25 protein-coding genes and 1 pseudogene are annotated in these 26,738 nt (G+C 71.0%); 20 read left to right on the top strand and 6 right to left on the bottom strand.

All coding sequences use genetic code 11. The features are described 5' to 3' along the window. Positions 1–73: 73 nt before the first annotated feature. From B056_RS34750 to B056_RS0102195, 5 genes are all read left to right on the top strand, one after another. A complete protein-coding gene (locus B056_RS34750) occupies positions 74–874 on the top strand; it encodes a nitroreductase family protein (protein ID WP_018500269.1) in 801 nt (266 codons plus the stop codon). Positions 875–942: 68 nt separating this feature from the next. Continuing rightward, entirely contained in the window at positions 943–1,845 is a 903-nt protein-coding gene (gene cysD / locus B056_RS0102210; protein WP_018500268.1) for a sulfate adenylyltransferase subunit CysD, read from the top strand. Further along, positions 1,845–3,767 carry a sulfate adenylyltransferase subunit CysN gene (gene cysN / locus B056_RS0102205; protein WP_018500267.1) on the top strand — a complete coding sequence of 641 codons (1,923 nt, stop codon included), beginning with the start codon at positions 1,845–1,847 and terminating at the stop codon, positions 3,765–3,767. The genes cysD and cysN overlap by 1 nt, the downstream gene beginning before the upstream one ends. A gap of 142 nt (positions 3,768–3,909) precedes the next feature. After that, positions 3,910–4,626 carry a 3'(2'),5'-bisphosphate nucleotidase CysQ gene (locus B056_RS0102200; protein WP_026239234.1) on the top strand — a complete coding sequence of 239 codons (717 nt, stop codon included), beginning with the start codon at positions 3,910–3,912 and terminating at the stop codon, positions 4,624–4,626. A gap of 21 nt (positions 4,627–4,647) precedes the next feature. Then, a complete protein-coding gene (locus B056_RS0102195; RefSeq protein ID WP_018500265.1) occupies positions 4,648–5,409 on the top strand; it encodes an SDR family NAD(P)-dependent oxidoreductase in 762 nt (253 codons plus the stop codon). Between the two features lie 39 nt (positions 5,410–5,448). Here B056_RS0102195 and B056_RS0102190 read toward each other — a convergent pair whose 3' ends face one another. Continuing rightward, positions 5,449–6,345, bottom strand: a complete 897-nt coding sequence (locus B056_RS0102190; RefSeq protein ID WP_018500264.1) for an LLM class flavin-dependent oxidoreductase — start codon at positions 6,343–6,345, stop codon at positions 5,449–5,451. 64 nt (positions 6,346–6,409) lie between these two features. Between B056_RS0102190 and B056_RS0102185 the strand changes: the two genes are divergently transcribed. The 4 genes from B056_RS0102185 (at position 6,410) to B056_RS45655 (ending at position 10,759) form a co-directional block, all read left to right on the top strand. Beyond that, positions 6,410–6,973, top strand: a complete 564-nt coding sequence (locus B056_RS0102185) for a toll/interleukin-1 receptor domain-containing protein (protein WP_018500263.1) — start codon at positions 6,410–6,412, stop codon at positions 6,971–6,973. Positions 6,974–7,131: 158 nt separating this feature from the next. Next, positions 7,132–8,370: a toxic anion resistance protein gene (locus B056_RS0102180; RefSeq protein WP_018500262.1), complete on the top strand. Its 1,239-nt coding sequence runs from the start codon at positions 7,132–7,134 to the stop codon at positions 8,368–8,370. Between the two features lie 92 nt (positions 8,371–8,462). Further along, entirely contained in the window at positions 8,463–8,996 is a 534-nt protein-coding gene (locus tag B056_RS0102175) for a hypothetical protein (RefSeq protein ID WP_018500261.1), read from the top strand. Next, positions 8,993–10,759 (top strand): TerD family protein, encoded by a 1,767-nt coding sequence (locus B056_RS45655; protein ID WP_018500260.1) that lies wholly within the window; start codon positions 8,993–8,995, stop codon positions 10,757–10,759. The genes B056_RS0102175 and B056_RS45655 overlap by 4 nt, the downstream gene beginning before the upstream one ends. A 69-nt stretch (positions 10,760–10,828) precedes the next feature. Here B056_RS45655 and B056_RS0102165 read toward each other — a convergent pair whose 3' ends face one another. Beyond that, on the bottom strand, positions 10,829–11,299 hold the full coding sequence (locus B056_RS0102165; protein ID WP_018500259.1) for an acyl-CoA thioesterase: 471 nt from the start codon (positions 11,297–11,299) through the stop codon (positions 10,829–10,831). 330 nt (positions 11,300–11,629) lie between these two features. On the opposite strand from B056_RS0102165, the gene B056_RS0102160 reads away from it, so the two are divergent. The 3 genes from B056_RS0102160 to B056_RS0102150 all read left to right on the top strand — a co-directional run bounded on the left by B056_RS0102160 (position 11,630) and on the right by B056_RS0102150 (position 13,882). Next, complete coding sequence (locus B056_RS0102160; RefSeq protein ID WP_018500258.1) at positions 11,630–12,559, top strand: alpha/beta fold hydrolase; 930 nt, start codon at positions 11,630–11,632, stop codon at positions 12,557–12,559. A 182-nt stretch (positions 12,560–12,741) separates the two neighbouring features. Beyond that, the gene (locus tag B056_RS45265; protein WP_018500257.1) at positions 12,742–12,870 is read left to right on the top strand and encodes a hypothetical protein; all 129 of its coding nucleotides are present in this window, start codon (positions 12,742–12,744) and stop codon (positions 12,868–12,870) included. Positions 12,871–12,934: 64 nt separating this feature from the next. Then, positions 12,935–13,882, top strand: a complete 948-nt coding sequence (locus B056_RS0102150) for a zinc-dependent alcohol dehydrogenase (RefSeq protein WP_026239233.1) — start codon at positions 12,935–12,937, stop codon at positions 13,880–13,882. 160 nt (positions 13,883–14,042) lie between these two features. Here B056_RS0102150 and B056_RS0102145 read toward each other — a convergent pair whose 3' ends face one another. After that, the gene (locus B056_RS0102145; protein WP_026239232.1) at positions 14,043–15,566 is read right to left on the bottom strand and encodes a catalase; all 1,524 of its coding nucleotides are present in this window, start codon (positions 15,564–15,566) and stop codon (positions 14,043–14,045) included. Positions 15,567–15,847: 281 nt separating this feature from the next. Between B056_RS0102145 and B056_RS43880 the strand changes: the two genes are divergently transcribed. Next, positions 15,848–16,012 (top strand): hypothetical protein, encoded by a 165-nt coding sequence (locus B056_RS43880; protein ID WP_018500254.1) that lies wholly within the window; start codon positions 15,848–15,850, stop codon positions 16,010–16,012. Between the two features lie 53 nt (positions 16,013–16,065). Beyond that, a complete protein-coding gene (locus B056_RS0102135; RefSeq protein ID WP_018500253.1) occupies positions 16,066–16,767 on the top strand; it encodes an HAD family hydrolase in 702 nt (233 codons plus the stop codon). Positions 16,768–17,159: 392 nt separating this feature from the next. Here B056_RS0102135 and B056_RS0102125 read toward each other — a convergent pair whose 3' ends face one another. Next, positions 17,160–17,774 carry a TetR/AcrR family transcriptional regulator gene (locus B056_RS0102125; RefSeq protein WP_018500251.1) on the bottom strand — a complete coding sequence of 205 codons (615 nt, stop codon included), beginning with the start codon at positions 17,772–17,774 and terminating at the stop codon, positions 17,160–17,162. A 505-nt stretch (positions 17,775–18,279) separates the two neighbouring features. Between B056_RS0102125 and B056_RS0102120 the strand changes: the two genes are divergently transcribed. From B056_RS0102120 to B056_RS0102105, 4 genes are all read left to right on the top strand, one after another. Continuing rightward, entirely contained in the window at positions 18,280–18,804 is a 525-nt protein-coding gene (locus B056_RS0102120; RefSeq protein ID WP_026239231.1) for a gamma carbonic anhydrase family protein, read from the top strand. Continuing rightward, a complete protein-coding gene (locus tag B056_RS0102115) occupies positions 18,801–20,042 on the top strand; it encodes a CaiB/BaiF CoA transferase family protein (protein ID WP_018500249.1) in 1,242 nt (413 codons plus the stop codon). The genes B056_RS0102120 and B056_RS0102115 overlap by 4 nt, the downstream gene beginning before the upstream one ends. Positions 20,043–20,158: 116 nt before the next feature. Then, positions 20,159–20,356: a hypothetical protein gene (locus B056_RS43875; RefSeq protein WP_230202778.1), complete on the top strand. Its 198-nt coding sequence runs from the start codon at positions 20,159–20,161 to the stop codon at positions 20,354–20,356. A 94-nt stretch (positions 20,357–20,450) separates the two neighbouring features. Then, complete coding sequence (locus B056_RS0102105) at positions 20,451–22,016, top strand: ABC transporter substrate-binding protein (RefSeq protein ID WP_018500247.1); 1,566 nt, start codon at positions 20,451–20,453, stop codon at positions 22,014–22,016. Between the two features lie 123 nt (positions 22,017–22,139). On the opposite strand, the gene B056_RS0102100 is transcribed toward B056_RS0102105, so the two are convergent. Both B056_RS0102100 and B056_RS0102095 read right to left on the bottom strand, forming a co-directional pair. Continuing rightward, a complete protein-coding gene (locus tag B056_RS0102100) occupies positions 22,140–23,705 on the bottom strand; it encodes an ABC transporter substrate-binding protein (protein WP_407672286.1) in 1,566 nt (521 codons plus the stop codon). 482 nt (positions 23,706–24,187) lie between these two features. Beyond that, complete coding sequence (locus tag B056_RS0102095; protein WP_018500245.1) at positions 24,188–24,919, bottom strand: TetR/AcrR family transcriptional regulator; 732 nt, start codon at positions 24,917–24,919, stop codon at positions 24,188–24,190. A 523-nt stretch (positions 24,920–25,442) separates the two neighbouring features. Between B056_RS0102095 and B056_RS34745 the strand changes: the two are divergent. Both B056_RS34745 and B056_RS0102085 read left to right on the top strand, forming a co-directional pair. Further along, positions 25,443–26,109: pseudogene (locus tag B056_RS34745) on the top strand (CoA transferase); the annotation flags it as partial. A 34-nt stretch (positions 26,110–26,143) separates the two neighbouring features. Then, a partial coding sequence (locus tag B056_RS0102085; RefSeq protein ID WP_018500242.1) for an SDR family oxidoreductase occupies positions 26,144–26,738 on the top strand: 595 nt, incomplete at its 3' end.

Raw genomic sequence — 26,738 nt, 5'->3', positions numbered from 1 at the left:
ATGAGCAGGATGCACCGAGAGCGGACACGCGGGGTCCGGGCACGCCCGGACCAGGTGAGGATCCGGTGGACCCATGTGCGCTGACAGCTCCGACGCGGCGCGTGAGTTGGCGGCGGTGGTGCTGCCCGCGGACACGGTGGGCCTGTTGGAGGGCCTGACCACGACCCGGGCCATCCGTCGTTACACCGACGAGCCGGTGCCCCGTGAGGCGTTGCGCGCCATGTTGTTCGCGGCGACCCGGGCACCCAGCGGTTCCAATCGGCAGCCGTTCCGGTTCGTCGTGCTGACCGATGGCCCGAAGGCCAGGGCGGCGAAGAAGCTGATCGGTGACGCCGCGCGGCGGACCTGGGGCGGCAAGCGCCGGCGGGACCGGTACGACAGCGGGACGGGCACGGTCGCGGACTCACCCAAGGCTCGGATGGCCGCGGCGATGCAGCAGTTCGTCGACGGGTTCGAGCGGGTGCCGGTGCTGATCCTGCCGTGCCTGGTGCGCTACCGGGACCCGACTCCGTCCGAGGGGGCGTCGGTGTATCCGGCGTGCCAGAACCTGCTGTTGGCGGCTCGCGCGCTCGGTTACGGCGGGGCGTTCACCGGCTGGAACTTCGCCGTGGACGCGCAGCTGCGCGAGCTGCTCGGCGTGCCCGAGGGCACGTTCGTCGCCGGCACCATCACGCTGGGCCGGCCGGCGGGCCGGCACGGCCCGGTGCGCCGGCGCCCGATGGCAGAGCTTGTGTTCGAGGAGGAGTGGGGAACGCCCGCGGACTGGGCGCTCGACCCACCCGGCACCGCGTTCACCTCCGCCGGCCCGCCCCGCCCCGCGGCCGCGGTGGACGGCGGCACCGCCGGCAGCGACGAGGAGAGGCCCCGGTCATGACGTCGGTCAACAGTACGGAAACAGCGGTACAGACGGAGACGGTACGGACGGAGAAGGGTAGCCCCGGCATGGGCCGACTGACACATCTGCAGCGCCTGGAGGCGGAGAGCATCCAGATCTTCCGGGAGGCGGCGGCGGAGAGCGAACGGCCGGTGATGCTGTATTCGGTGGGTAAGGACAGCACCGTGCTGTTGCACCTGGCGATGAAGGCGTTCTTCCCGTCACGGCCGCCGTTCCCGCTGTTGCATGTGGACACGACGTGGAAGTTCCGGGCGATGTACGACTTCCGGGACAAGGTCGCCGCGGAGCTCGGGGTGGATCTGCTCGTCTATCAGAACCCGGAGTGTGTGGAACGGGGCATCAATCCGTTCGACCATGGTTCGGCGACGCACACGGACATGTGGAAGACCGAGGGGCTGAAGCAGGCGCTGGACAAGTACGGGTTCGATCTGGCGTTCGGTGGCGCGCGCCGCGACGAGGAGAAGTCGCGGGCGAAGGAGCGGGTGTTCTCGATCCGCTCGGCGGCGCACCGGTGGGACCCGAAGGCGCAGCGTCCGGAGCTGTGGCGGCTGTACAACGCGGCCAAGGCGCCCGGGGAGAGCGTGCGGGTGTTCCCGCTGTCGAACTGGACCGAGCTGGACGTCTGGCAGTACATCCACCGGGAGCGGATCCCGATCGTGCCGCTGTACTACGCGGCGCCGCGCCCGGTCGTGGAACGCGACGGCGCTCTGATCATGGTGGACGACGACCGGATGCGGCTGAAGCCCGGGGAGGTGCCGCAGCAGCGCAGTGTGCGGTTCCGGACGTTGGGCTGCTACCCGCTGACCGGCGCGGTGGAAAGTACCGCCGGCACCCTCCCGGAGATCATCCAGGAGATGCTGCTGACGACGAGCTCGGAACGCCAGGGCCGGGTCATCGACCATGACTCGTCCGGTTCGATGGAGAAGAAGAAGCAGGAGGGGTACTTCTGATGGCGCACGCGGCCAGCGACCTCGTCGCGGACGACATCGAGGCGTATCTCAATCTGCACGAGCACAAGACCATGCTGCGGTTCATCACCTGCGGCAGTGTCGACGACGGGAAGTCGACGCTGATCGGCCGGCTGCTGTACGACTCGAAGCTGGTGTTCTCCGACCATCTCGCCGCGTTGGAGGCGGACTCGAAGAAGGTCGGCACGCAGGGCGACGGGCTGGATTTCGCGCTGCTGGTCGACGGGCTCACCGCGGAACGCGAGCAGGGCATCACGATCGATGTGGCGTACCGGTTCTTCTCGACCGAGCGGCGGAAGTTCATCGTCGCGGACACCCCGGGGCATGAGCAGTACACCCGGAACATGGTGACCGGGGCGTCCACCGCGGATCTCGCGGTGATCCTGATCGACGCGCGCAAGGGTGTGCTCACCCAGACCCGCCGGCACAGCTATCTGGTGTCGCTGCTGGGGATCCGGCACATCGTGCTCGCGATCAACAAGCTCGACCTGGTCGACTACTCCCAGGACGTGTTCGACCGGATCGAGGCGGACTACCGGCAGTTCGCCGCCCGGATCGGCCTGAGTGACATCGTCGCGATCCCGCTGTCGGCGCTGGCCGGTGACAACATCACCGAACCCAGCCCGAACACCCCGTGGTACGGCGGGCCGACCCTGGTCGGGCATCTGGAGACGGTGCCGGTCGACGACGACACGCACACCGGGTCGTTCCGCCTGCCGGTGCAGTGGGTCAACCGGCCGAACCTGGACTTCCGCGGGTTCTCCGGGCAGATCGCCGGGGGCACGGTCCGCCCCGGGGACCGGATCCGGGCCCTGCCCTCGGGGCAGGAGAGCACCGTGGAGCGGATCGTCACCGCCGACGGGGACCTGGACGAGGCGATCGCCGGCCAGTCGATCACCCTCACCCTGGTCGACGAGATCGACGTCAGCCGTGGCGACGTGCTCGCCACCGCGATCGACCCGCCCGGGGTGGCGGACCAGTTCGAATGCCACCTGGTCTGGATGTCCGACGAGCCGATGCTGCCCGGCCGCCCCTACCTGATGAAGATCGGGGCACGGACAAGCACTGTCACGGTCGCCCAACCCAAGTACAAGGTCAACGTCAACACCCTGGAACACACCGCCGCCCGCACCCTCGATCTCAACGAGATCGGCGTGTGCAACATCAACGTGGATCGGCAGATCCCGTTCGATCCGTACACCACGAACCGGCACACCGGCGGGTTCATCCTGATCGACCGGTTCACCCGGGCCACGGTCGCGGCCGGGCTGCTGCACTTCGCGCTGCGCCGCGCGGACAACGTGCACTGGCAGGCCGTCGAGGTCGACAAGACCGCCCGGGCGCGCGCCAAGGGGCAGCGCCCGGCGGTGCTGTGGTTCACCGGCCTGTCCGGTGCCGGGAAGTCGACGATCGCGAACCTGGTCGAGAAGCGGCTGCACGAGCAGGGTTTCCACACCTACCTGCTCGACGGGGACAACGTCCGGCACGGGCTGAACAAGGACCTCGGGTTCACCGACGCCGACCGGGTCGAGAACATCCGCCGGGTCACCGAGGTCGCCCGACTCATGGCGGACGCCGGGATCATCGTGCTCGCCTCGTTCATCTCCCCGTTCCGCGCGGAACGCCAGCTCGCCCGCGACCTGCTCGAGCCCGGTGAGTTCATCGAGATCCACGTCGACACCCCCCTGGAGGTCGCCGAGTCCCGGGACCGCAAGGGCCTCTACGCCAAGGCCCGCGCCGGCCAGCTGGTGAACTTCACCGGCATCGACTCGCCCTACGAACCGCCCGAGAACCCCGAGCTCCACCTCGACGCCGCCGGCGCCGTCACCCCCGAGGCCTCCGCCGACCTCGTCGTCGAACACCTGCGCACCACCGGCGTCCTCACCCCGCCGGACCCGGCATGACCGCCACCGCCGCCCCCATCGCCACCCTGACCCGTGCGGGGACCGGCCTGACCCGTGTGGAGACCGGCCCATGACCAGTGACACCGCCCCCGCCACGGCTACCGGCGCCACCGGCGGGTCGCACACGATTCCCGCGGCCGGGATGGACGACCACACCCTGGCCGCCGCCCTCGCTCACGAGGCCGGCGAGCTGCTCCTCGCGATCCGCGACCAGGGTGGCGCCGAAGGCGACCGGCAGTCCAACGAACTCCTGCTCCACCTGCTCGCCCAGGCCCGCCCGCACGACGCCGTCCTCTCCGAGGAGAGCGCCGACGACCACATCCGCCTCGAACGCGACCGGGTATGGATCATCGACCCGCTCGACGGCACCCGCGAGTACGGCGAGCCACCGCGGGCGGACTGGGCCGTCCACGTCGCCCTCGCCGTGAACGGGCGTCCCACGGTGGGCGCGGTCGCGCTCCCCGCGGCCGGCGTCGTGCTGCACACCGGCGCCCCGCCGGTCCTCCCGGCGCCGGTGGCCGGGCCGATCCGGCTCGCGGTCTCCCGGACCAGGCCACCGGCCTGCGTCGACCACCTGCTCGCCCAGCTGGACGCGACCCTGGTCCCGATGGGCTCCGCCGGCGCCAAGGCGATGGCGGTCGTCCGCGGCGACGTCGACGTCTACGCCCACTCCGGCGGCCAGTACGAATGGGACTCCTGCGCGCCCGTCGCCGTCGCCGCCGCCGCCGGGCTGCACGTCTCCCGCCTCGACGGCACCCCGCTGCGTTACAACGAACCCAACCCCTACCTGCCCGACCTGCTCATCTGCCGTCCCGAGCTCACCGACGCCATCCTGAGCGCGCTGCGTGACTCGGCGTGAGGGAAACGTGAGGGGCGCGCTGTGAGACTCGCCGGCAGGGTCGTCGTGATCACCGGCTCGGGAGGTGGGCTCGGTGAGGCCTGCGCGCGCCGGTTCACCGCCGAGGGCGCGAAGGTCGTCGTGACGGACGTCGACCCCGCCGGCGTCGAGCGGGTGTCGAGCGAGATCGGCGGTGTCGGTCTGGCGGCCGACATCACGGTCGAGGACAACGTCCGCGCCGTCGCCGACCTCGCCCGCCGCGCCTACGGCGAGATCGACGTCTGGTTCAGCAACGCGGGGGCCGCCGGCCCCCGCCAGCCCGGCGACGTCCAGGCGAACGCCTGGTGGGACTCGTCCTGGCAGCTGCACGTCATGTCCCACGTGTACGCGGTCCGCGAGGTGCTGCCGGCGATGCTGGAACGGGGCGAGGGGTACCTGCTGCAGACGGCGTCGGTCGTCGCGCTGTCGACGCAGGCGGAGAAGGCGGCGTACTCGGTGACGAAGCACGCGGCGCTCGCGCTCTCCGAGTGGCTGGCGGCCGCGTACCGCCCGCGCGGCGTCAGGGTCTCCTGTTTCTGCCCCGGCGCGATGCTGACCCCGATGCTCCTCGCGAACGACCTGCCCGCCGACCATCCGGTGCTCCGTTCCGCGCCGAGCGCGGACGCGCAGGCCGACCTGCTCGTGCGGGCGATCGACGAGGAGCGGTTCCTCATCGTCGACTCGGCGCGGGGGCCGGACGCGCTGCGGGCCAAGCTGACCGACTACGACCGCTGGATCGACGGCCTCACGCCCCCGCTCGGCTGAGCTCCCCGGGCCGACGGGCTTCCCGGGCCGAGCCGTGGGTCAGGCGTCCGCGCGCGCCGCGGCGTCGAGCGGCGGGCCGGCGTCGACGCGGGCGCGGGCCTCGTCGGGGCCGCCGCGCCACCAGCCGAGCGCCTCGACCCACCAGGTCAGCCCGGCGGCGGCGTAGGGCCGGACGACGGCGCCGCCGCGGTCGGGCGCGTCCGCGTCGGTCGCCCCCTCGAGGACGACGTCGAAGGGATGCCCGGCCGTCCCCGCGGACCGGCGCCGGGCGTGCACGTACCGGACGATGTCGGCGAGCATCGGCGCGGGCATGGTGGTCGGGCGGCCGTAGTCGGCGTGGACGGGCAGCACGCCGTCCCACCGGGCGGCGCGCTGGAACGGCGCGCGCAGCGGCCAGCGCCCCGCGCACCACACCGGTGGCCGCGGGCGCTGCACGGGGGTCGGCGCCATCGCCACGCCGTCCACGACGACGTGCTCGCCGTGGACGGTCACCGGCTCGCCGCTCCACAACGCGGCGAGGGCCGCGAGCGACTCGTCCAGCCGGGCCGCCCGCGACCGCGGGTCGGCGGGCTCCCCGAAGGCGGTGTACTCGGCCGGCATGGAGCCCAGGCCGGCGCCGAAGACCACCCGGCCGCCGGAGAGGACGTCCAGCGAGGCGATCTCGCGCGCGAGCTTGCCGATTCGGCGCCGGGCGACCGCGGTCATCAGGATCCCGAGCCGGATCCGGGTGGTCGTCGCGGCGATCGCGGCGGCGACCACGGTGGGGTCCACGACCGGCCAGCCGTGGTGGTACAGCACGTGGTCCCAGACGAACACGCCGTCCCACCCGGCCCGCTCGGCCCGGCCGGCCAGCTCGGTGAGCAGGGCCGGGTCGGCGAAGACACCGACATTGGGCAGGCCGACGGCGAACCGCGGCGGCGTCCCGTCCATCGTCATGATCGGGACGCTAGCCGAACGTCGGCACCGTTGGTCGCCGGTTCGACATGGCAAGCTGTCGACCATGAACGTGGGCACGGGGGACGCGGCGGGCACGGGGGACGCCGTGGACGCGGGTGCCGCGGGCCGCGAGGCCTTGGCGGGTCCGGCCGGTGTGGCCTTCTTCGTCTCCTACACGCGGGCTGACCGCGGCTGGGCGGAGTGGATCGCCTGGGTGCTGGAGGAGAACGGGTACTCGACGCTGCTGCAGGTGTGGGACTTCGGCCCGGGGAGCCGGTTCGTCGAGGAGATGCACCGCGCGGCGGGCGCGGCGGAGCGCACCGTCGCCGTCCTGTCCGCGGCGTATCTCGACTCGCGGTTCGGCGCGGCGGAATGGCAGGCGGCCTGGGCGGACGATCCCGACGGGAGGCTGCGCAAGCTTCTGGTGCTCCGGGTCGAGGACTGCCCGCGCCCGGGTCTGCTGGGCCAGCACGTCAGCGTCGACCTCTTCGGGGTCACCGAGGAGGTCGCGGCCGCCAGGGTGCTCGACGCGGCCCGCGGCGGCCGGGAGAAGCCCGTGACCCGCCCGGCGTTCCCGGGCCGGGCGCCCGCCGCCGCGCCGCCGATCCCCGGGCGACCGGGCGGCTGACCGCCGCCGGTCCACGGCTTGGACGGTGCCGGGCGCGGGTCGCGGCGAAGAGCCCGCGTAGTCGGATGATCGACAGGGCATGTCGCGTAGGGTCGGGAGGGGCAGAGACTTCCTCCGGCATATGCATCCGCCAGGCGCGGGTGCCGGAAGGGGACGCCATGTCGGAATCGCTGGACCTCGGTGGGCCACCACCCGCACCCGTCGGCGCGGCCGTCACCGGTACCGCGGGCGGGGCGCTCGAGCTCGCCCCGCCGGCTCCGGTGCCGGTCGTCCCCGACGACCAGGTGGACAGCATGGTCCCGCTCGACGAGGCGACACGCGCGCAGCTGCGCACGCGTGCCGCGGCCTTCGCCGACGACCTCGCCGCGCAGGACCCACGCAGCCCGGCGTTCCAGGACAAGATCAACGACATCGTGCGGATGGGCGAACGCGAGATCGTCGCGAGCGCCCGGGTGTCCAGCCGGATGCTCGAGCGTCCCGCGGCGGCGCTGCGCGGCACCCGCGGCGGGCGCGGCTCCGGCTCCGGTGGCGACGCCCAGGCCCGGGTGGCCAGCACCCTCCTCGAGCTGCGCCAGACGGTGACGGACCTCGACCCGGCCCGGGCCGATCTCAAAGGCACCCGCCGGCTGCTCGGCGTGGTCCCGTTCGGCAACCGGATCTCCCGGTACTTCGAGCGCTACCAGTCGGCGCAGAAGCAGCTCGACGCCATCATCAGGGCGCTCGACTCGGGCCAGGACGAGCTGCGCAAGGACAACGCCGCCATCGAGCAGGAGAAGGCGAACCTGTGGGCGGCGATGGGCAAGATCACCGAGTACGCGACCCTCGCCAAGGCCCTCGACGGCGCCGTCTCGACGAAGGTCGAGCACCTGCGGGCCACCGACCCGGCGACCGCCGACGCGCTCACCTCCGACGCGCTGTTCCCCATCCGCCAGCGTCAGCAGGACCTGCTCACCCAGCTGGCGGTGAGCGTGCAGGGCTACCTGGCCCTCGACCTCGTCCGCAAGAACAACATCGAGCTGATCAAGGGCGTCGACCGGGCGCAGACGACCACCGTCGCCGCGCTGCGCACCGCGGTGATCGTCGCGCAGGCCCTGGCGAACCAGAAGCTCGTGCTCGACCAGATCAACGCGCTGAACGCCACCACGAACAACATGATCATGTCGACGAGCGAGCTGCTGCGCCAGCAGACCGGCCGGATCCAGGAGCAGGCGTCGTCCAGCACGGTGGACGTCGAGACCCTGCAGAAGGCGTTCGACAACGTCTTCGCGACGATGGACGCCATCGACACCTACAAGGTGAAGGCGGTCGAGAGCATGGCGACGACCGTCGCCGCGCTCGAGACCCAGGTGGGCCGGTCGAAGGCGTACCTGGAGCGGTCCCGCGCCGGCGAGAGCTGACCGTGCCCGCGGATGACCCGTCCTGACGGTCGCGCCGCGGCCGGCCCCGGTGTCGCGCCGGGCGCCGCGGCCGGTGGGGAGAGGAGAACGCCGTGATCTTCCGCCGGCGCTCCGAGAGCGCGGGGAGCACCGGGAGCGCGGCTGACGGCGATTCCGCCGCGGTGGCCGGCGGTGCCCCGGGGGCGGGCGACGACGAGGTCGTGCACCAGGTCCGCCGGCTCCAGCGCGAACTCGCCGAGCTCGTCGCGGGCGCGAACGCGAACGGCGGGCGGCTGCCGCCCGGGGCGGTGCCGACCGTGCGCGACATCGACGACGTCCTGCGCCCGTTGTTGCGCTACATCGAGATCCAGTCGGCGAGCGAGGAGGAGATGAGGTACCTGACCGCGATCGTGCACGAGTACCTGCCGCAGGCGCTCGGGGATTTCGTCGCCCTGCCGGCCCACTACGCCGACCGCCCCGGGGTCACGGGCACCACGCCCGCCGACGACCTGATCCGCCAGCTCCAGCTCCTCGACGAGGGTGCCAACGAGCTGCAGGATCTCGTCTACACCGGGGACGCGGCGAAGCTGGCCATCCAGGCACGGTTCCTGGACGCCAAGTTCCGGCGCTCCGACCTCGACTCGTGACCGTCACCCTGCCCAGGGGCGGCAACGCGCTGCTGTCCCGGTCGGCGCCGGGCGTGGCGCGGGTGCGCGTCGCGTTCGGCTGGAGCGAGGCACCAGGCTCGACCGTCGACGTGGACGGCGTCATCGCCCTCGTCGTCGGCGGCGCGCCCACCCGGCTGCTCCTCGCCCACCAGGTGCCGAACCCCGCGGAACGGCTCGGTTCGCCGGCACCGCCCCGCCCGGCCACCGGCGGGGCGCAGGCCACCGAGGACGTCGTCGTCACCCTGGCCGCGGTGCCCGCCACCGTCAGCCGGGTGCAGTTCGGGGCCGCGATCTACGACGCGGCCGGGCGCGGGCAGACGTTCCGTTCGGTGCCCCGCGGCCACATCCGGGTGCTCGACGACGCCGACGGCCGGGAGATCGTCAGCTACGCCTTCGACGTGGAGACCGGCCTGGAGACCGCGCTGATCTTCGGTGAGCTGTACCGCCATCCGACGGGCTGGAAGTTCCGGGCGATCGGCCAGGGGTACGCGGGCGGACTGCCCGGCCTCGCCGGCGCGAGCGGGGCCGGCGCGAACGGCACCGGCGCGAACGGCACTGGCCCGGACGGGGATGGGCACAGTGCCGCCGGGGCCGGGGCCGGGGCCGGGGCCGGGGCCGGGGCCGGGGCGGACGCCGCTGTCGCGAACGGAGGTGGCGTGCCGGCGGCGCGGCCCGCCGACGTGGCCCCGTTCCTCACCCGGACCTCCCGGGCCCGGAGCCGCCGCAAGATCGCTGATCACCTGCACCCGCCGCATCCCGCGCAACCGTCACACCCCGCGCAACCGTCACACCCCGCGCAACCGTCACACCCCGCGCGGCTGCCCCGCCCCGCGCAACCGCAGCCCCCGCACACACCGGCCCGGCCGGCACCGACCCCGCCGCCGCCTCTTCCAGCCCCACCGCCGCCTCCCGCGGCTCCTCCCGCACCACCTTCTCCGCCGGCGCCGCCGCGGCCGGAACCGTCACCACCACCGGCGCCGCCGGCGGCTCGACCGGCAGCCGGCGGTACGCGGTCGCCACTGGACCTCGGTGGGGAGGACGTCGGCGCCGCGCGGCCGGAGACGGCGGGCGCCGCCCCGGCGCGGCACCCGCCGTCTCCGGCCGCGGTCGGCGAGCGATCCTCGCGGTACCGGCAGCGCAACGAACACGTCGGCTCACTCGACGACGACCACCCGGCCACCGTCTGGACGGCGGAGCAGCGTGGCTCCGGCGCCCTGACGGTGACCCTGCGCTGGGAGACGCTGACGACCCGCACGGGGCTGCCGCGCCCGAGCAACATCTACCTCGGCTGCCTCTGGCAGGCACTGGACGGCGCCGCCGGTGTGATCCAGCACCTGGGAAACTCGGCCAGCGGCGCCGGGCGGGCCGGCCGGCAGGTGCTGCGCCTGGGCAGCCGCGACGAGCGGGACGGTCAGACGATCTTCGTCGACCTGAGCGCTCTCGCCACCTTCAAACGGTTCTTCGTCTTCGCCTACGGTCTGCACAGCGCGCCGGAGTGGGCGTCGCTGCGACCGGTGCTCACCGTCGCCGCGCGGTCGGGCGAACAACTCGCCATTCGTCCCGGTGGGGCTTCACCGGGCGCCCGTACCTGCGTCGTCGCCTCTTTCCACCTGGTGGGCGACGACCTGGTCATCCGGCGGGAGAACGATTTCGTCGACGGCACCCAGGCCGACGTCGCGACGCGGTACGGCTGGTCACTGGAATGGAATCCGGACGGCATGACGCCGCGCGATGCTCTGTAGTGCCCATCTATCGAAACCGGGAATCTCGGCGCCGGCGCGCCGGCGCCTTTCCGTGCGCCGCGGGGTGAGTCAGACCCCGGCGTCGACCCGGGCCGGGAAGGCCATGACCGTCGTCAGGAGCTCGCGTGCCCCCGGCGGTACCGGCGCCGGGCCGGTGTCCGGGCGGTGCACCAGCACGGCGTCGCACAGCGCGACACAGGTCTCGCCGTCGAACATCGCGCACACCTGTAGGACGGAGCTGGTGCCGACCCGGCCGACACCGACGCCGACCTGGTACTCCCCGGGATAGCGGACCTCGCCCAGGTAGTCGATCTCCACCCGGGCCGCGACCACCGGGAGCGGACGGTCCAGCGCCGCGCCGAGATGGCTGTCGCCGAGCATGGCCCGGTTCATCCCGACCCGGGCCTCTTCGAAGAGCGCCGCGATGGCCACGTTGTTCACGTGCCCGAGGCTGTCCATGTCGCCGAAGCGGGGCTGCAGGGTCATGACGAACGGGTAGTTCGCCAGCCGTGTCCTCGCGGGGTCGTACGTCGCGGCCATACAGTCCTTCTACCGTGCCGGGCGCGGCCGGGGGAGCCGGGCGTGGCACGTGTCTCCTCCGCCGGCGGCCACGGCCGCCGGCGGATCGCGGCCGGATCGCGGCCGGATCGCGGCCGGACAGTCGCTGGAATCAACCGCCGGCTACCGGACAGCCGCCGGAACCAGCCGGCGAATCACTCGTCACCCCCATTTTAGGAAATTTCACAGATAATGTTTACGGCGGGTTGGGCGAGTAATTTATCTGCCTCTTTCGGTGCGTTGAGGTGGCTGGAAGGCCGGATTTTCCTGGTACCGTTTTCCCGGTGATTCCGCGCGGAAGAAGGTGTTCTGGTGAACGAGGAGACCGTCCGGGATGTCGGGCCGGCGGGCATCACGGTGGCCTATGAGCGCTTCGGTGACCCACTGGCTCCACTCGTGCTGCTGATCATGGGTGGCGGGGCGCAGATGATCAACTGGCCGGAGGGGTTCTGCGCCGAACTCGCCGAACGGGGCCTGTATGTCATCCGGTTCGACAGTCGTGACACGGGCCGCTCGTCGCACTTCACCGACGGGCCGGTGCCCGACCTCGGGGCCGCGCTCGCCGGCGACCTGTCGTCCGCCGCCTACACGCTCTCGGACATGGCGGCGGACACCGTCGGCCTGCTGGACGCGCTCGGTTTCCGCACCGCGCACCTCGTCGGCGCGTCGCTGGGTGGGATGGTCGCCCAGACCGTGGCGATCGAACGCCCCGACCGGGTCCGGTCCCTGACCTCGATGATGTCCACCACCGGCGATCGCGCGGTGGGCCAGCCCGACCTCGCGAGGATCGCGGGCCTGGGCCGGCCGCCGGATGAGCGCGCGGGCTTCGTCGACTGGCAGGTGCGCGCGCTCGAGGCGGTGTCGTCCCCGGGGTTCGCGTTCGACGACGCCGCCGCCGCCCAGCGGGCCGGGCTGGCCTACGACCGCGGCCACGACCCGCTCGGCATCGTGCGGCAGTCCGTCGCCGCGTTGGCGTCCGGTGACCGCACGGCACGCCTGCGGTCGCTGCGGCTGCCCGCCCTGGTGCTGCACGGCGTCGCCGACGTCATGTGCGACGTGAGCGGCGGGCGGGCCACGGCAGCGGCCATCCCCGGCGCGGAGCTGGTGCTCATCGAGGGCATGGGCCACGGCCTGCCCCGCGAACTGTGGCCCCGGCTCGCCGGGCACATCGCCGGTCTCGTCCGCCGAGCGGAGCAGGGCGCGGGCGAGCGGTCGAACCTGATGAGCGGCCTGGGCGGCTGAACCCGGGCGGCTGAAGCGGTCCGCTCGGGATCCGCACGCAGGATCTCCTCGACCGCGTTCGGCCACCGGCCCGGCCCGGCCCGGCCCGCAGATACTCCAGGATTCCAGGACGAGCGCGGCATCCAGGCCGGTGGGCCTGGGCCGCGGACCCGCCGCGGAGCCCTGTCCGCTCGACGTCACCGATGTCGACGGCCTGGAGCGCCTCGCCGCGCGCGGCCGAGGCCGGCTTCGTCAACGGGACCGACATCCTGATCGACGGCGGGGTGCACGCCTCGTTCGACAGCGGGTCGTTCTCGCTCTCCGGAAAGTGACCGAGGTGACCCCGGAGCCGAGAACGGACCAGAATCGTGGCATACCACTGACGAGAGGACGGCGATGAGGGCAGTTCGGGGACACGAGGGACGGCCGGTGGTCATCGACGTCGCGGAGCCGGCCGGCTGGGACGACGGTGAGCTGCTGAACATGGCCGTGGCCGGGATCTGCGCCTCGGACCTCAACTACCTGCGGCTCGGTACCCAGTTCATCCTCGGCCACGAGCTCGCCGGGCGGAAGGCGGACGGGACGCCCGTCCTGGTGGAGGGGCAGTTCGGCTGCGGGAGCTGCGACTTCTGCCGGGAGGGCCGGAACAACCTCTGCGCCCAGTCCACCCGCCGGGCCCTCGGCATCATGCAGAACGGAGGCATGGTGGAGCAGTTCCGGGTGCCGACCCACAAGGTCCTCGAGATACCGGCCGGGCTCGACGTCTCGAACGCGTCGCTGGCCGAGCCGGCCGCGGTCGCCTGGCACGGTGTCCGCCTCGGCGGGACCGGGCCGGGCCGGACCGTCGCCGTCGTCGGCGGCGGTTCGATCGGCCAGCTGGCCGCGGTCGGAGCCCAGACCCAGGGCGCCGCCGAGGTCGTGATGGAGGCCCGCTACCCCCACCAGCACGCGATCCGCGAGCGGATGGGCGTGGGGGAGCCGAAGCAGGGTGAGCGCTACGACGTGGTGATCGAGGCCGCCGGGTCGCCCAGTTCCCTGCGGCGCAGCGTCGAGCTGGTGAAACCGGGTGGCACGGTGGCGCTCCTGGGCGTCCACCAGGGCGGGATCGACGTGCCGTACTCCGCGCTGTTGACCAAGGAGGTCACGCTGGTCGCGTCGATGGGGTACTGCGGGCACGCCGGCCGGCGGGAGATGCTCCAGGCCGCGGAGATGCTCGCGGCCCGCCCGGAGATCCCGGACTCGCTCATCACCCATCGTTTCCCGCTCGAGGACGCGGCCGAGGCATTCCGGGTGGCCGGCGACCGTGAGTCAGGCGCCGTCAAAGTCGTCGTCGAGGTCGGCTGAACCGTTCCCGGCTGAACCGTTCCCGGCGGTGGCCGTCGCCACGTTCGCCGGCTGTGTACCGGTCGGCTCTCACCGGCAGGGGACGGGGCGGACAGGGGACGGGGCGGGCGCGGCGGACTCGCCGCGCCCGCCCTCGGCGTCGCCTGGCGGCGCGTGGTGGTCAGGCCTTGGCCCGCGCGCCGGACCGGGCCGGGTTGGCCTGCTTCGCGGCCTTCGGGTCGGCCTCACCCTGCTTGGCCCGTACCCCGGCCTCGACCTGGGTGCCCAGGTCCTTGTCGACGTTGCGCCAGTACTCGAAGGCGCGGACCAGCACGGGCTCGCTGACACCGTTGAGGAGATGCCCGACGATGTTGTCGACCAGCCGCTCCCGCGCGGCGTCGTCGAGGACGTCCCGGACCAGCGTGCCGGCCTGCCCCCAGTCGTCGTCATCCGGGCGCGCGGTGTAGGCGGCGCGGACCATCTCGCCGTCCGCGTACCAGTGGCCACCGTCGTCGGTCAGCTCCGGCCGGGCCGCCGGGCCGCCGTAGGAGTTCGGCGCGTACACCGGGTCGGTGACGTTGCGCACCCGCATCGCGCCGTCCTTGGAATAACTGTGGACGGGCACCTTCGCCGAGTTCACCGGGATCTGCTTGTAGTTCACCCCGAGGCGGGCCCGGTGGGCGTCGGCGTAGCTGAACCCGCGGGCGAGCAGCATCTTGTCCGGGGACAGCCCGGTACCCGCGACGAGGTTGTTCGGCTCGAACGCGACCTGCTCCATCTCCGTGTGGTAGTCGGTGATGTTGCGGTTGAGCGTCAGCCGGCCGACCTCGTGCAGCGGGTAGTCGCCGTGCGGCCAGACCTTGGTCAGGTCGAACGGGTTGAACCGGTAGGCCTTGGCCTCCTCGAACGGCATGATCTGCATCTTCAGCGTCCAGCTCGGGAACTCCCCGGCGGCGATGTGCTCGAACAGGTCGCGCTGGTGGTAGTCGGTGTCGATCGAGGCCATCTGGTCACCCTCGTCCTGGGTGAAAAACTCGACGCCCTGGTCGGTCTTGAAGTGGTACTTCACCCAGAACCGCTCCCCGGCGGCATTGATCCACAGGTAGGTGTGGCTGGAGTAGCCGTTCATGTGCCGCCAGGTACGCGGAATGCCGCGGTCACCCATCAGCCAGGTGACCTGGTGCGCGGACTCCGGCGACAGCGTCCAGAAATCCCACTGCATGTCGTGGTCACGCAGGTTGTTGTCGGCCCGGCGCTTCTGGGACCGGATGAAGTGCTGGAACTTCATCGGGTCCTTGATGAAGAAGACCGGCGTGTTGTTACCGACGATGTCGAGATTGCCCTCGCTGGTGTAGAACTTGATCGAGAAACCGCGCGGGTCGCGCCAGGTGTCGGGGCTGCCCCGCTCCCCGGCCACCGTCGAGAACCGGATGATCACATCCGTCTCGGTGCCCGGCTGGAACACCGCCGCCCGGGTGAACGCGCTCACGTCCCGGGTGACCTGGAAGGTGCCGAACGCGCCGCCGCCCTTCGCGTGCGGCTGACGCTCCGGGATGCGCTCCCGGTTGAAGTTGGCCATCTGCTCGATCAGGTAGTGATCCTGCAGCAGCAGCGGGCCGTCCGGCCCCACGGACAGCGAGTGCTCATCGCTGGCGACGGGTATGCCGGCATCGGTCGTTGTCGGACGAGGCTCCTGTGCGGTCACGACTCACTCCTCAGATCACGGGATGTGCCCCTCCGGTTGGCAGCCACGGCACCCGCCCCGGACCAGACCTCGGTCCCGGCGATCACAAGCCCCGCGTCACCAGGTGCCCCGCATCACCAGATGTCGGACGGCAGCACCGCCCGGCGGCCACACCGTGTCTGTCGGCTACCCGCCCACGCACTCGGAAAACCGAGGTTCCGCTGGCCTGCGCGGCGGACGAGGCGACGGCGGCCAAGGCGGTACACGCGACCAACCGATGGGCGCTGACCGGCTGGAAGGTCATGAGCGAGCTGCCCAACCCGGTCAACTTCGCCGCCGCGACGACGACGGTCACCGAGGAGGACGTGCGAAGCCGGTTCGCCTGCGGCCCCGACCCGGACGGCTTCTTCGACTTCTTCCGCTCGACCTCGGCGTCGGCGCTGCGAACCCTGGCCCCGGTCTCCTGACCGCCGGATCGCGACCACCGGGTAAACAGGCCGGACGGGGGTAGGGGCGGACGATGGCCGAGTCCGCTCCCGCCGTCCTGTTCGACCTCGACGGCACCCTGGTCGACACCAACTACGCCCATGCACTGGCCTGGTTCCGCGCGTTCCGGCAGGAGGGGCACCCGGTCACCACCGCCGCGATCCATCGCCATATAGGGATGGGTTCCGACCGGCTGCTCGACGCGCTGGTGCCCGGCCGGGACCGCCACCGCGACGACGTCCTGACCGCCGCCCACAGTGAGCATTACGCCGGTTTCGTCGGCCTCATCCAGCCGCTGCCCGGCGCCCGGGAACTGGTGCGGGAGGTGGCCCGGCGGGGCGGCCAGGTCGTGCTGGCCACTTCGGCACCAGCCGACGAGCTGCGGGCGTTGCGTGACGTCCTCGACGTCGAGGACTGTCTGAGCACGGTGACCTCCTCGGCCGACGCCGAGACGTCCAAGCCGGCGCCGGACATCGTCCAGATCGCGCTGGAGCGCTCCGGCGCAGTCCCGGCGGACGCGGTGATGGTCGGTGACACCCGCTGGGATGTCCTGGCGGCGGCCCGGGCCGGGATACCGTGCGTGACGGTGCTCTCCGGCGGGATCGGGCGGGACGAGCTGTGCGAGGCCGGCGCGGTCGCGGTCTACCAGGGGCCGGGTGATCTGCTGGCCCACCTCGACGACTCCCCGGTCGGCCGGCTCCTGGGCCGGGCCGGCTCAGCCGCCTCGCTGGCGTAGCGCAACCGCCTTCGCGGGAAGCGTGCCGTTCGCGGGAACCGCGGCTCGCGTGGGAAACGCGGCCTTCACCGGAGACACCCGAATTGGGGAGATCGTGAAAGTCGGGGAGAGCGGCGTGATCGGCGACTTCGGCCAGATCCCGTCCGTCGGGGTCGCGCGGGGTGGTGGCGCGCCGGACGGTTCGCACCCGCGCGACGGGACCCAGCGGCCTGCCCCGGGTGGTGGCGGCGACGATGTCCGCGAGCTCGCCCGGGACGGTTCCCTCGTCGGAGGGGTCCCGCTCGATGGCGCCCAGTGGACGACTGATCTCGCCCCGGCCGACCTTGGAGTTCTCGAGCCGCGGGTGCCATCCGGCGTCAGGCCCGCCTCGCCGGCGTCGCGGCATGATGCGATTACGGGCCAGTAGAAGATCCTCGGAGGTCGCGTGCGCTCGCTCGCGCGCAGCTCGCGACGACGTCGTCGAAGCATTCCAGCAGGGACGGCCGTTCCTCGGTGAAGTAGATCTGGGCGGCCGTGCTGAACCAGCCGAGCACCATTTTTGTGAGGGCGCGGATTTCGAGTGTCGGGACGGTGTCGCCACATCTGTTCTCGAGGGCGGCGACCAGACTCGTCTCGAATTCTCGACTTCCCGTCGAGAACTGCTCCGCCGCGAGCTGCGGCTCCGTCGCGACCACGGCCCGGATCTGCTCGACCAGCCGCCGTTCGTAACCCTGCTCGGCGAGTTCCCGGAGCAGAAGGTGCAGGCTCGTAAGCGGTGCTTCACCGGTCGGCCTTTCGCGCAGGCGCTGGGTCGCGGTTTCGCGCCGTACGACGAGATGGTCGAAGAGAACGGCCTCTTTCGTCGGGAAATGATGGAAGACGGTGCGGCGGCCGACACGTGCTGCCGACGCGATCTGGTCGATCGTCGTCTCGGTATATCCCTGTGCCTGGAACAGGCGAAGGGCCTCGTCGGCTATGCGTACGCGCTTCGCGTTCGGATCGCGCTCACGGATCGATGTTTCCGGCACGCGTCGAGATTGTAGCCGCTCTTTTCGGCGGGTGATGGTGGTCGTCCTCCCGCCGTCCCCGTGGACACCCGGCCCTCGATCGTCGCGGTGCCTGCCGGACATCCTCGACCTTGACCACCCCCGACTGTTGCACTAGTGTCATAGCCGGAGAGTTCGCAGGTGGACGCCCTGAACCGACCGGTCCAGGGCCATAGGACTCCGACCCTCCCGCGTGGGCGCGCGGCCGGAGACCGGAGCCGGCTCCAGCCCGCGTCGGAGCCGGCGCGGGCTTCCCGCCGGCCGACCCTGACCCCGGCCATGTCGGGCTGCTTTTTCTTTCCGGCGCCCGCGTTTTTCTCGTCCGTCCCGGCTTCAGCCATACCGGTTTCAGCTGCGTTCTGCCATCCGGATGCCATTCGGCGACGGTGGGGGAGCGCGGGCGCGTTCCGCTGTCGCGGTGTTCCCAGGTGCCCGCGTCGCCCCGACCCGAGGATTTCCGAGCTCCGGCCTCACCAGAGGAGTTTTAGTGATCATTGTACCGTTCAATGGAAAGAGCCCGCGGGTGGCGGCGTCCGCACTCGTCGCCGACAACGTCACCCTCATCGGGGACGTCGAGATCGGCGAGGAGTGCTCGATCTGGCCCGGGGTGGTCATCCGGTCGGACACCACCCCGATCAGGATCGGCAACAACGTCCACATCGAGGAGAACTCGGTGCTGCACACCAGCACGCACATCGAGGACAACGTGATGATCGGGCACAGCTGCACGATCGAGGCCTTCGTCGGCCACGACTGCATGATCGGGAACACGGCGGCGCTGATGCCGCTGTCGCGGGTCGGTGCGCACTGTGCCGTCGCCGCCGGGTCCGTCGTGCTGGAGCAGGTGGAGATCCCCGAGTACTGCTTCGCGGTGGGCGCTCCCGCGAAGGTGCACTCGAAGATCGACCCGGGCAACCCCAAGCACGCGATGCGGCTCGCCTCCACCTACCTGCCCACGATGCGCAAGGTCGCCGACGAGTACCGCCGCCAGGGCATCTGGAGCCGGGCATGAGCAAGCCGGACGGGCCGCTGACCGGCATCCGCGTCGTCGACTGGACGATCTGGCAGCACGGCCCGGTGGCCGGCGCCATGCTCGGCGACCTCGGCGCCGACGTCATCAAGATCGAGGAGCGGCTCGGTGGCGACTCGGGCCGGGCCCAGTACGCCTTCCCCGACACCGGCACCTCGCCGTACTTCGAGGTCAACAACCGCAACAAGCGCAGCCTCGCCGTCGACCTGAAACGACCTGAGGGCGTGGCCCTGGTCCGCCGGTTGGTCGCCCGTTCCGACGTGTTCCTCCAGAACTTCCGGCCCACCGTCGCGGAGAAGCTGGGACTGGACTACGAGACGTTGCGCGCCGACAACCCGATGCTCGTCTACGGCGCCGGCAGCGCCTACGGGCCCGAGGGCCCCGAGCGGACCGCCCGCGCCTACGACCTGCTCGGCCAGGCCCGCTCCGGTCTGATGCTCAGGCCCGGTTCCGACCAGGTCAGCATCGCGGACAGCGGCCTCGCCGACCAGATGGGCGCCATCATGCTCGCCTACGGCGTGCTCGCCGCGCTCCTCGCGCGGGAACGCCACGGGGTCGGCCAGCGGGTCGACACCTCCCTGTTCGGCAGCATGCTCGCCCTGCGCGGGCTCGCGCTCGCCCTCGAACTCATGACCGAGGACGGCCGGGTCGCCACCTCGACGTTCCGCAAGCACCAGGGCGGCGAACCACCGTCCCGCGAGAACCCGGGCAACCCGCTGTGGAACTACTACCGGTGCGCGGACGGCAAGCTGATCGCGATGGCCATGGTCCAGTCCGACCCGCACTGGGCGAACCTCCTCGACGCGCTCGGCAACCCCGAGCCGCTCGCCGGCGACCCCAGGTTCACCGACCACATCAGCCGCTGCCGGAACGCCCGCGCCTGTGTCACCGTCCTCGACGGGATCTTCGCGACCGAATCCCGCGAGACCTGGCTGCGCCGGCTGCTCGCCACCGGCGACATGCCGATCACCTCGGTGAACACCACCGCCGACATCGTGAACGACCCGCAGGCGATCGCCAACAACTACATCACCTCCTTCGACCACCCCGTGCTGGGCAAGACCCGGGTGCCCGGTTTCCCGGTCGCCCTCTCCGAGACACCGGCCCGCATCCAGCGTCAGGCGCCCGAGTTCGGCGAGCACACCGAGGAAATCCTGATCAACGTGCTCGGCCTGACCTGGGAGGACATCTCCGGCCTGCGTGACCAGGAAATCCTCTAGTGGCCGGCCCGCTGACGGACTTCAGGGTGGGCATCCGCCTCCACAGCGCCACCTGCACGACCGAGGTGATCGTGACCAGGGGTGGGAGGGGCGTACTCACCTGCGGTGGGAAACCCATGACCACGCAGGACGTCCAGGCCACCGGAACCCGGCCGGGCCGACCGGAGGAGGACCGCACTCTTCTCGGCAAGCGATACCGCGCCCCGGGCGGCACCTTCGAGGCCCTCTGCGTCCGGCAGGGCGCCGGGGCGTTGGAACTCGACGGCCTGCCCCTGGAACTGGTCAAACCCAGAACTCTTCCGGCCTCGGACTGACCCACTACCGGCCTTTGTTCTTCCTGAATCTTTTTCTTTCGGAATCCCACATTTCTTTGACTTGCTTTTCTCGAATTTTGACGAGAGGTCCGCAGTGATCCCCAAGACACGATTACTCGTCACCGCTGCCGTCTGCTGCGCGACGCTCGCCCTGGGCGCCTGCGGAGGAGGAGGGGGCCGCGGCGCCGACCCGTCCTCGGGTGCCTCCGGCGAACCGGTTGCCGGTGGCGAGGGAAGAATTCTCACCCTCAGCGATCCACGCAGCCTCGACCCGGCGGCTCTCGGCAACGCCTTCGCGACCACCGCTGTCGTGGGCAACGCGCTGTACGGGACGCTGATGACCGACCCGGCCGGAAAGATCCAGTACTCGATGGCCGAGTCGTTCCAGACCGCCGACGCCGGAGCGACATTCGAGCTGAAACTGCGCCCGGGGCTGATGTTCTCCGACGGCACCCCACTGGGGGCCGAAGCCGTGAAGTTCAACTGGGACAGGCTCAGGAACCCAGCCACCGCCGCCATCTCCCGGTCGGAGGCGTCGATGATCGCCTCCTCCGAGACGGTCGACGACACCACCTTGAAGATCACCATGGTCGCGCCGGTGCCGAAGTACGCCCAGGCCGTCCTCACCTCGTCCATGAACTGGATCGCCTCACCCACGGCCCTGCGCAAGGGCGCCGCGGCCTTCGACGCCGACCCGATCGGCGCCGGCCCGTTCACGCTGAAGAGCTGGACCCGCCAGGCCGCCATGGAACTGGTCAAAAACCCCCGCTACTGGGACGCCCCCAAGCCCCACCTCGACCGCCTCACCCTCCGCGCGGCCCTCGACAGCGGCCAGCGCTACAACACGGTGCTCACCGGGGGCGCGGACGTGGCCGTCGAGTCGAGCTGGGTGAACCTCGACAAGGCCGAGCAGGCCGGCCTGCCGACGAACCTCATACCGACCAGCGGCGGCATCTTCATGGCGCTGAACACCCGCCGGGCACCCTTCGACGACATCCGTGCCCGCCAGGCGCTCGCCGCGGCAATCGACATAGACGCGTTCAACCAGGCCGTCTACAGCGGAACCAGCGAGCCCGTGAACACGCTGTTCAGCAAGTCCTCCCCCTACTACTCGGACACGCCGCTGGCGACCACGGATCGCGCCCGGGCGCAGCGGCTCCTCGACGAGCTGGCGGCCGACGGCAAACCACTGTCCTTCGTCTTCTCCAGCGTCCCCACGACGGACGGCAAGGCGATCGCGGAGAACATCCAGGCCCAGCTCAGCAGCTTCACCAACGTGAGTGTGAAGATCAAACTGATCGAGGTCACGGAGCTGGCCGCGCTGCGCACCACGCACGACTTCGACGTGATCGTCTCGTCGGCCTTCTTCCAGGACCCCGAACCGCGGCTGTGGACGACCTTCCACGGGAGCTCGGCGGCGAACCTGTCCGGCCTCGACGACCCGGCCCTCGACGAAAGCCTCGCGACGGCCCGCACCGCGACCTCGGACCTCGAACGCAAAGCCGCCTACGAGACCCTGCAGGAACGACTGGCGGAGCTGACCCCCGTGGTCTTCCTCGCCCAGGCGGCACCCAGCGCCGTCTCGAGCAAAAACGTCGGTGGCCTCGTACAGTACGGCCTCGGTTCGCTGTTGCCGGAGGAACTCTGGATCCAGCACTGACAGAGCCCGCGGCCGTCCGTGTCCGAACAGCCGACAGGCTCAGAGCCCCGCGCCGGAGCAGCGGCCGCGGGGCTCTGACCCTGTCGTGGGCGGCGACCTCTCGCCCGTGGTTCGGGAAGGCGGCTATTTCTGGATCCAGAGCTCCTCGGGCAGTAGTGAACCGAGGCCGTACTGGGTGAGACCGCCGACATCCTCACCCGCGATGGCTCCGGGCTCCGCTCGCGTGAAGAAGACCACCGGGGCCAGCTCGGTGAGGCGTCGCTGGACCGTGTCGTAGGCCTTCTCGCGGTCCTGTTCCGAGGCCGCCGTCCGCCCCGCCAACAGGGCGTCGTCGAGCTCCTTGTCGGCGATCCCGGTCAGGTTCGCCGGCGAGGCGCCGCTGAAGTTCGTCCACAGCCGCGGTTCGGGGTCCTGAAAGAACGACGACGACGTGGTCGCGTCGAAGTCGTGCGTCGTCCGCAGCGAGACGACATCGGCGACTTCAATGACCTTGACCTGGACCTTGACGTTCTTGAAGGTGCCGAGCTGGGCCTGGATGTTCTCCGCCGTCGTCCTGCTCTCTGTGGTGGGGGCCGTGGAGATGGTGAACGAGACCGGCTTGCCGTCCGCGGCGAGCTCGTCGAACAGTCGCTGGGCGGTGGCCTTGTCCTCCTTGCGCAGCGGGGTGTCCGAGTAGAAGGGCGAGGTTTTGCTGAACAGTGTGTCGACCGGTGTGCCGGTGCCGTTGTAGGTGGCGAGGTTCAGCGCGTCCAGATCCAGTGCCGCGGCGACGGCCTGTCGGGCACGGACGTCGTCGAACGGTGCCCGCCGGGTGTTCAGCGCCATGAAGAGCCCGCCGCTGAGCTCCATCACCGTGTTCGGCAGGCCGGCCTTGTCGGCCTTGTCGAAGTTGACGGGGTTCGACTCGACGGCGACGTCCGCACCGCCGGTCTGCAGGGTGTTGTAACGCTGGTTGGAGTCGAGCGCGGTCTGGAAGGTGAGGGTGTCCAGATAGGGCTTGGGGGCGTCCCAGTAGCGGGGGTTTTTGACCAGTTCCATGGCGGCCTGACGGGTCCAGCTCTTCAGCGTGAACGGGCCGGCGCCGATCGGGTCGGCGTCGAAGGCCGCGGCGCCCTTGCGCAGGGCCGCGGGTGAGGCGATCCAGTTCAGTGACGAGGTGACGACTGACTGCGCGTACTTCGGCACCGCGGTGACCATCGTGGCGGTCAGCGTGACGTCGTCCACCACTTCGGTGGAGGCGATCATCGCCGCCTCCGACCGGTGGGGTGATCCGGTGGCCGGATCCTTGACCCGGTCCCAGTTGAACTTCACCGCTTCGGCGTTGAGCGGGGTGCCGTCGGAGAAGACCAGCCCGGGGCGGAGCTTCAGGGTGAAGGTGCTGCCGTTGTCCGTGGTGGTGAAGGACTCGGCCATCTGGTAGCGGATCTTGCCGCCCTCGTCGTTGGTCATCAACGTTCCGTACAGGGCGTTGCCGACGACGCCGGTACTCGCGTAGGCGTTACCGATCGTCCCCGGATCCAGGCTCCGGAGATCGCTCAGGGTCAGAATCCGCCCGTGACCGCCCGCCACCGGCTTACCGGACGCGCCGGTGGCCGGGGTGGTGGAATCACCGCCACCACCACAGGCCCCCAGAACCAGTGTCGCGCAACATACGGCAGAGGTGAGGAGTAATCGTGTCCTGCGGCGCATGATTTAGCCTCTCTTCGGTGATCGAAAATTCCGTGGTGATGGAACGGCCGGACTGAGGTCCGGCTGCCGGCGGTTTCTGTTCCTGTTCGCGGGCATGGCAAGCAGAACTCCTGGGCGCGATCCGCTCGGCGGTCTCGCCACGCCCATGGTGAATCCGACAGGATTGCGGGAAGGATTTCAGCGGTCGCCGCCGGAACGGCGAACGCCACGCGGCCCGCGGTATCCGATCGAGGAAGCGCACCCTGTGGTTCGCCAGCCGGATCCGCCCGGGTCCGCTGGCTGTCATCTGCCGTAGGGGAGTGGCATCGGGCCCGGCCGATCCTGTCCCGCCGACGGACGGGATCAAAGCACCGGGGACGGGACGACGTCAACCGCCTGAGTGCGCGGGCGGTCGCCTGAACACCGACGAGGTGGCGCCGGGAGATCGGCTCAGCCGTCCAGCTCGTGTCGGGCCTCTCGGCGTGCGGCCGCCGGAGGCGCCGCTATCGACCGCTGGGGAGCTGGTTGGCGACACCGTCGAGGAAGAGGGCCATGCCGTGGGTGAACACGTCGTCGGTGGACGCGGAGATGTAGAGATCCCCGGCCGCGAACAGGGCCGGGAAGTGCCCGGCGGGTAGGCCGCCCAGGAGCTGGTGCAGGTCGGCGGGGCCGGCGAGGCCGTGTGGCCCGCGGCCGGCGCTGCGCCGGATGTTGGCGGAACCGGCGACGAACTCGATCATCGTTATGGTCGTGTAGACCGCCTGGCTGTCGGTCAGTCCGGCCTCGCGGTACAGGCCGAGAGCGAACTCGACGAGGCGCAGCATGTTCGGCCCGAATCCCGACTTGTTCCGCGCCGCCGACGGGGGCAGCGGCTGGTCGACGATGACCCGGCGGATCTCGCGCATCAGCGCCTCGACGTCGGCGCGCCAGCCCCGGCCCGTCCGCTCGAATCGGATGTCGCCCATGACGTGGTCGGCGATCAGCGCGATCAGTTCGTCCCGGCTGGCGATGTGCCGGTAGAGCGAGGCGTTGCTGGTGTCGAGGTGCTCGGCCACCGAACGCACGGTCAGCGCGTCGAGGCCCTTCTCGCGCAGGACGTCCAGGGCCGCTCCGATGATGCGTTCGGTGGACAGGCCGCCGGCCCGCGGTCTACGACGGCGGTCGACCAGGGCCCGCTCGGCCCACCAGCGGGCGGATCCGGGCTCGGCGAATTCCGCGGTGTCGTCGCTTGGCATCGATCCGCTGTCGGAAGCTGGCGGCCGGGAGTTATTAGTCACCGAAAGTGGCGATAGTGTCACGGGTCCCTCCGATTCCGTCTTGACGGTATGCGAGCACCGCCCGCATACTCATCGACTGGTAAGCGACCATTAGTCGCATAAGGAGTGGGTGTGCGGCCACGATTACAGCGTCGACCGTCCCATGTCCACCGGCCCGGGTCCCTACCGCGGCCACGAGCGCGCGGCGGTGCCCCGACCAGTCCCGCCGCCGTACTTCGGTCCGCCGTATGACCAGGCCCGCCCCGCCCGCGACCCACCTGGCCGACCACGCGAACGTCGTGGCTTCCCGCGGCACACAGCACCGGGCGGCCCCGGCGGCGTTCGCCGGACAGCACCCGAAGAACTCCTCCGTACGGCCCGGCGAACGGGGAGCCGACCTTCGTTTCGACCGTTTCGACTGTCGGCGGCCCCTCCGGGGCGATGTGACGGGAGGGGTTTCGTGACCGCGGTGATGCAGGGTGTGCGGGTGCTCGAGGTCGCCGTCCACGTGCGGGGAACGGGTCAGGGTGAACGGGGCCCGGAGGCCGACCGCGGTTCCTACGACTCGCTGGCGTTCTGGCGGGATGTGGGCGATGGGTCAGGCTCTCGCGCTGTCGTTGCTGCTCGATGTTCCGTGGAACCCGCCGCCCGCCGACGCGCCGCGTTCCAACCCGCTGACCGGGAACTACCTGACCAAGGACGGCCAGTGGCTGGCGCTGTGCTGCCTGCAGGCCGGGAAGTACTGGGCGCCGATGTGTGAGGCCCTCGGGCGTCCCGAGCTGGCCGTCGATCCGCGTTTCGCCGACCACGCGTCGTTGATGGCGAACAGCGGGGCGGCGATCGCCATCCTCGAGAGGACCTTCGCGGAGCGTCCGGTGGCCGAGTGGCGGGAGCGGCTGGCGGGTTTCGTCGGCCAGTGGACGGTGGTGCAGAGCACGCTGGAGGCCGCCGCGGATCCGCAGGCCGTCGCGAACGGGTATGTCCAGGACGTCACCACCGCCGCGGGGATCCCGTTCCGGATGGCCGCGGCCCCGGTGCAGTACGGCGGGGCGCCGGCGCCGGCGGGGCGGGCGCCGTTGTTCAACGAGCACGGTGACGAGATCCTCGCCGAGCTCGGTCTCGACACCGACGCCGTCCTCGATCTGAAGATCCGCGGCGTGGTCGCATGACAGTCCTCTCACCGACGAGCCAGGAGACAACGACATGAGCCTGTTCGACGCGTTCCGTTTCGATGGGAAGCGGGTCCTCGTGGTCGGCGGGGCCACCGGTATGGGTGCCGCCGCCGCCGAGCTCGCGCAGAGCGCCGGCGCCGAGGTCATCGTCGCCGACTACGCCGAGGTCAGCCTGGCCGGCGCGAAGGCGATCCACGTCAACCTCGCCGACGCCGCCTCGATCGACGCGGCTGTCGAGCAGCTCGGTGGGCCGGTGCACGCGCTGCTCTCGGCCGCGGGTGTCGCCGACGGCACCCCGGGCATCGAACGGATCAACTTCATCGGCCACCGCTACCTCATCGACAAGCTGATCGCCGGTGGGTTGCTGCCCCGCGGTTCCGCGATCGGCTTCATCTCCTCCGCCGCCGGCCTCGGCTGGGAGTCGGATCTGCCGCTGCTCAAGGAATACCTGGCCGTCACCGACTTCGACGAGGCGACGAAGTGGGCGGTGGAGCACGACAAGGCCACCTACATGTGGAGCAAGCAGGCGGTCTGCGCCTACGTCGCCACCCAGGCGATGCCCCTGCTCAAGCAGGGCATCCGCATCAACGCGATCTGCCCCGGCCCCACCGACACCCCCCTCGCCC

Origin of the sequence: Parafrankia discariae, from assembly GCF_000373365.1 — a bacterium.
GTDB lineage: Bacteria > Actinomycetota > Actinomycetes > Frankiales > Frankiaceae > Parafrankia > Parafrankia discariae.
This window is presented reverse-complemented; position numbering and strand designations above follow the sequence as displayed.

Bases quoted from the DNA above. Each gene is read 5' to 3' on its own strand.
- B056_RS34750 (WP_018500269.1), top strand. From the start codon at position 74: ATGTGCGCTGACAGCTCCGACGCGGCGCGTGAGTTGGCGGCGGTGGTG.
- cysD (WP_018500268.1), top strand. From the start codon at position 943: ATGGGCCGACTGACACATCTGCAGCGCCTGGAGGCGGAGAGCATCCAG.
- cysN (WP_018500267.1), top strand. From the start codon at position 1,845: ATGGCGCACGCGGCCAGCGACCTCGTCGCGGACGACATCGAGGCGTAT.
- B056_RS0102200 (WP_026239234.1), top strand. From the start codon at position 3,910: ATGGACGACCACACCCTGGCCGCCGCCCTCGCTCACGAGGCCGGCGAG.
- B056_RS0102190 (WP_018500264.1), bottom strand. From the start codon at position 6,345: ATGACGATGGACGGGACGCCGCCGCGGTTCGCCGTCGGCCTGCCCAAT.
- B056_RS0102185 (WP_018500263.1), top strand. From the start codon at position 6,410: ATGAACGTGGGCACGGGGGACGCGGCGGGCACGGGGGACGCCGTGGAC.
- B056_RS0102180 (WP_018500262.1), top strand. From the start codon at position 7,132: ATGTCGGAATCGCTGGACCTCGGTGGGCCACCACCCGCACCCGTCGGC.
- B056_RS0102165 (WP_018500259.1), bottom strand. From the start codon at position 11,299: ATGGCCGCGACGTACGACCCCGCGAGGACACGGCTGGCGAACTACCCG.
- B056_RS45265 (WP_018500257.1), top strand. From the start codon at position 12,742: ATGTCGACGGCCTGGAGCGCCTCGCCGCGCGCGGCCGAGGCCGGCTTC.
- B056_RS0102150 (WP_026239233.1), top strand. From the start codon at position 12,935: ATGAGGGCAGTTCGGGGACACGAGGGACGGCCGGTGGTCATCGACGTC.
- B056_RS43880 (WP_018500254.1), top strand. From the start codon at position 15,848: ATGAGCGAGCTGCCCAACCCGGTCAACTTCGCCGCCGCGACGACGACG.
- B056_RS0102135 (WP_018500253.1), top strand. From the start codon at position 16,066: ATGGCCGAGTCCGCTCCCGCCGTCCTGTTCGACCTCGACGGCACCCTG.
- B056_RS0102115 (WP_018500249.1), top strand. From the start codon at position 18,801: ATGAGCAAGCCGGACGGGCCGCTGACCGGCATCCGCGTCGTCGACTGG.
- B056_RS43875 (WP_230202778.1), top strand. From the start codon at position 20,159: ATGACCACGCAGGACGTCCAGGCCACCGGAACCCGGCCGGGCCGACCG.
- B056_RS0102100 (WP_407672286.1), bottom strand. From the start codon at position 23,705: ATGCGCCGCAGGACACGATTACTCCTCACCTCTGCCGTATGTTGCGCG.
- B056_RS0102095 (WP_018500245.1), bottom strand. From the start codon at position 24,919: ATGCCAAGCGACGACACCGCGGAATTCGCCGAGCCCGGATCCGCCCGC.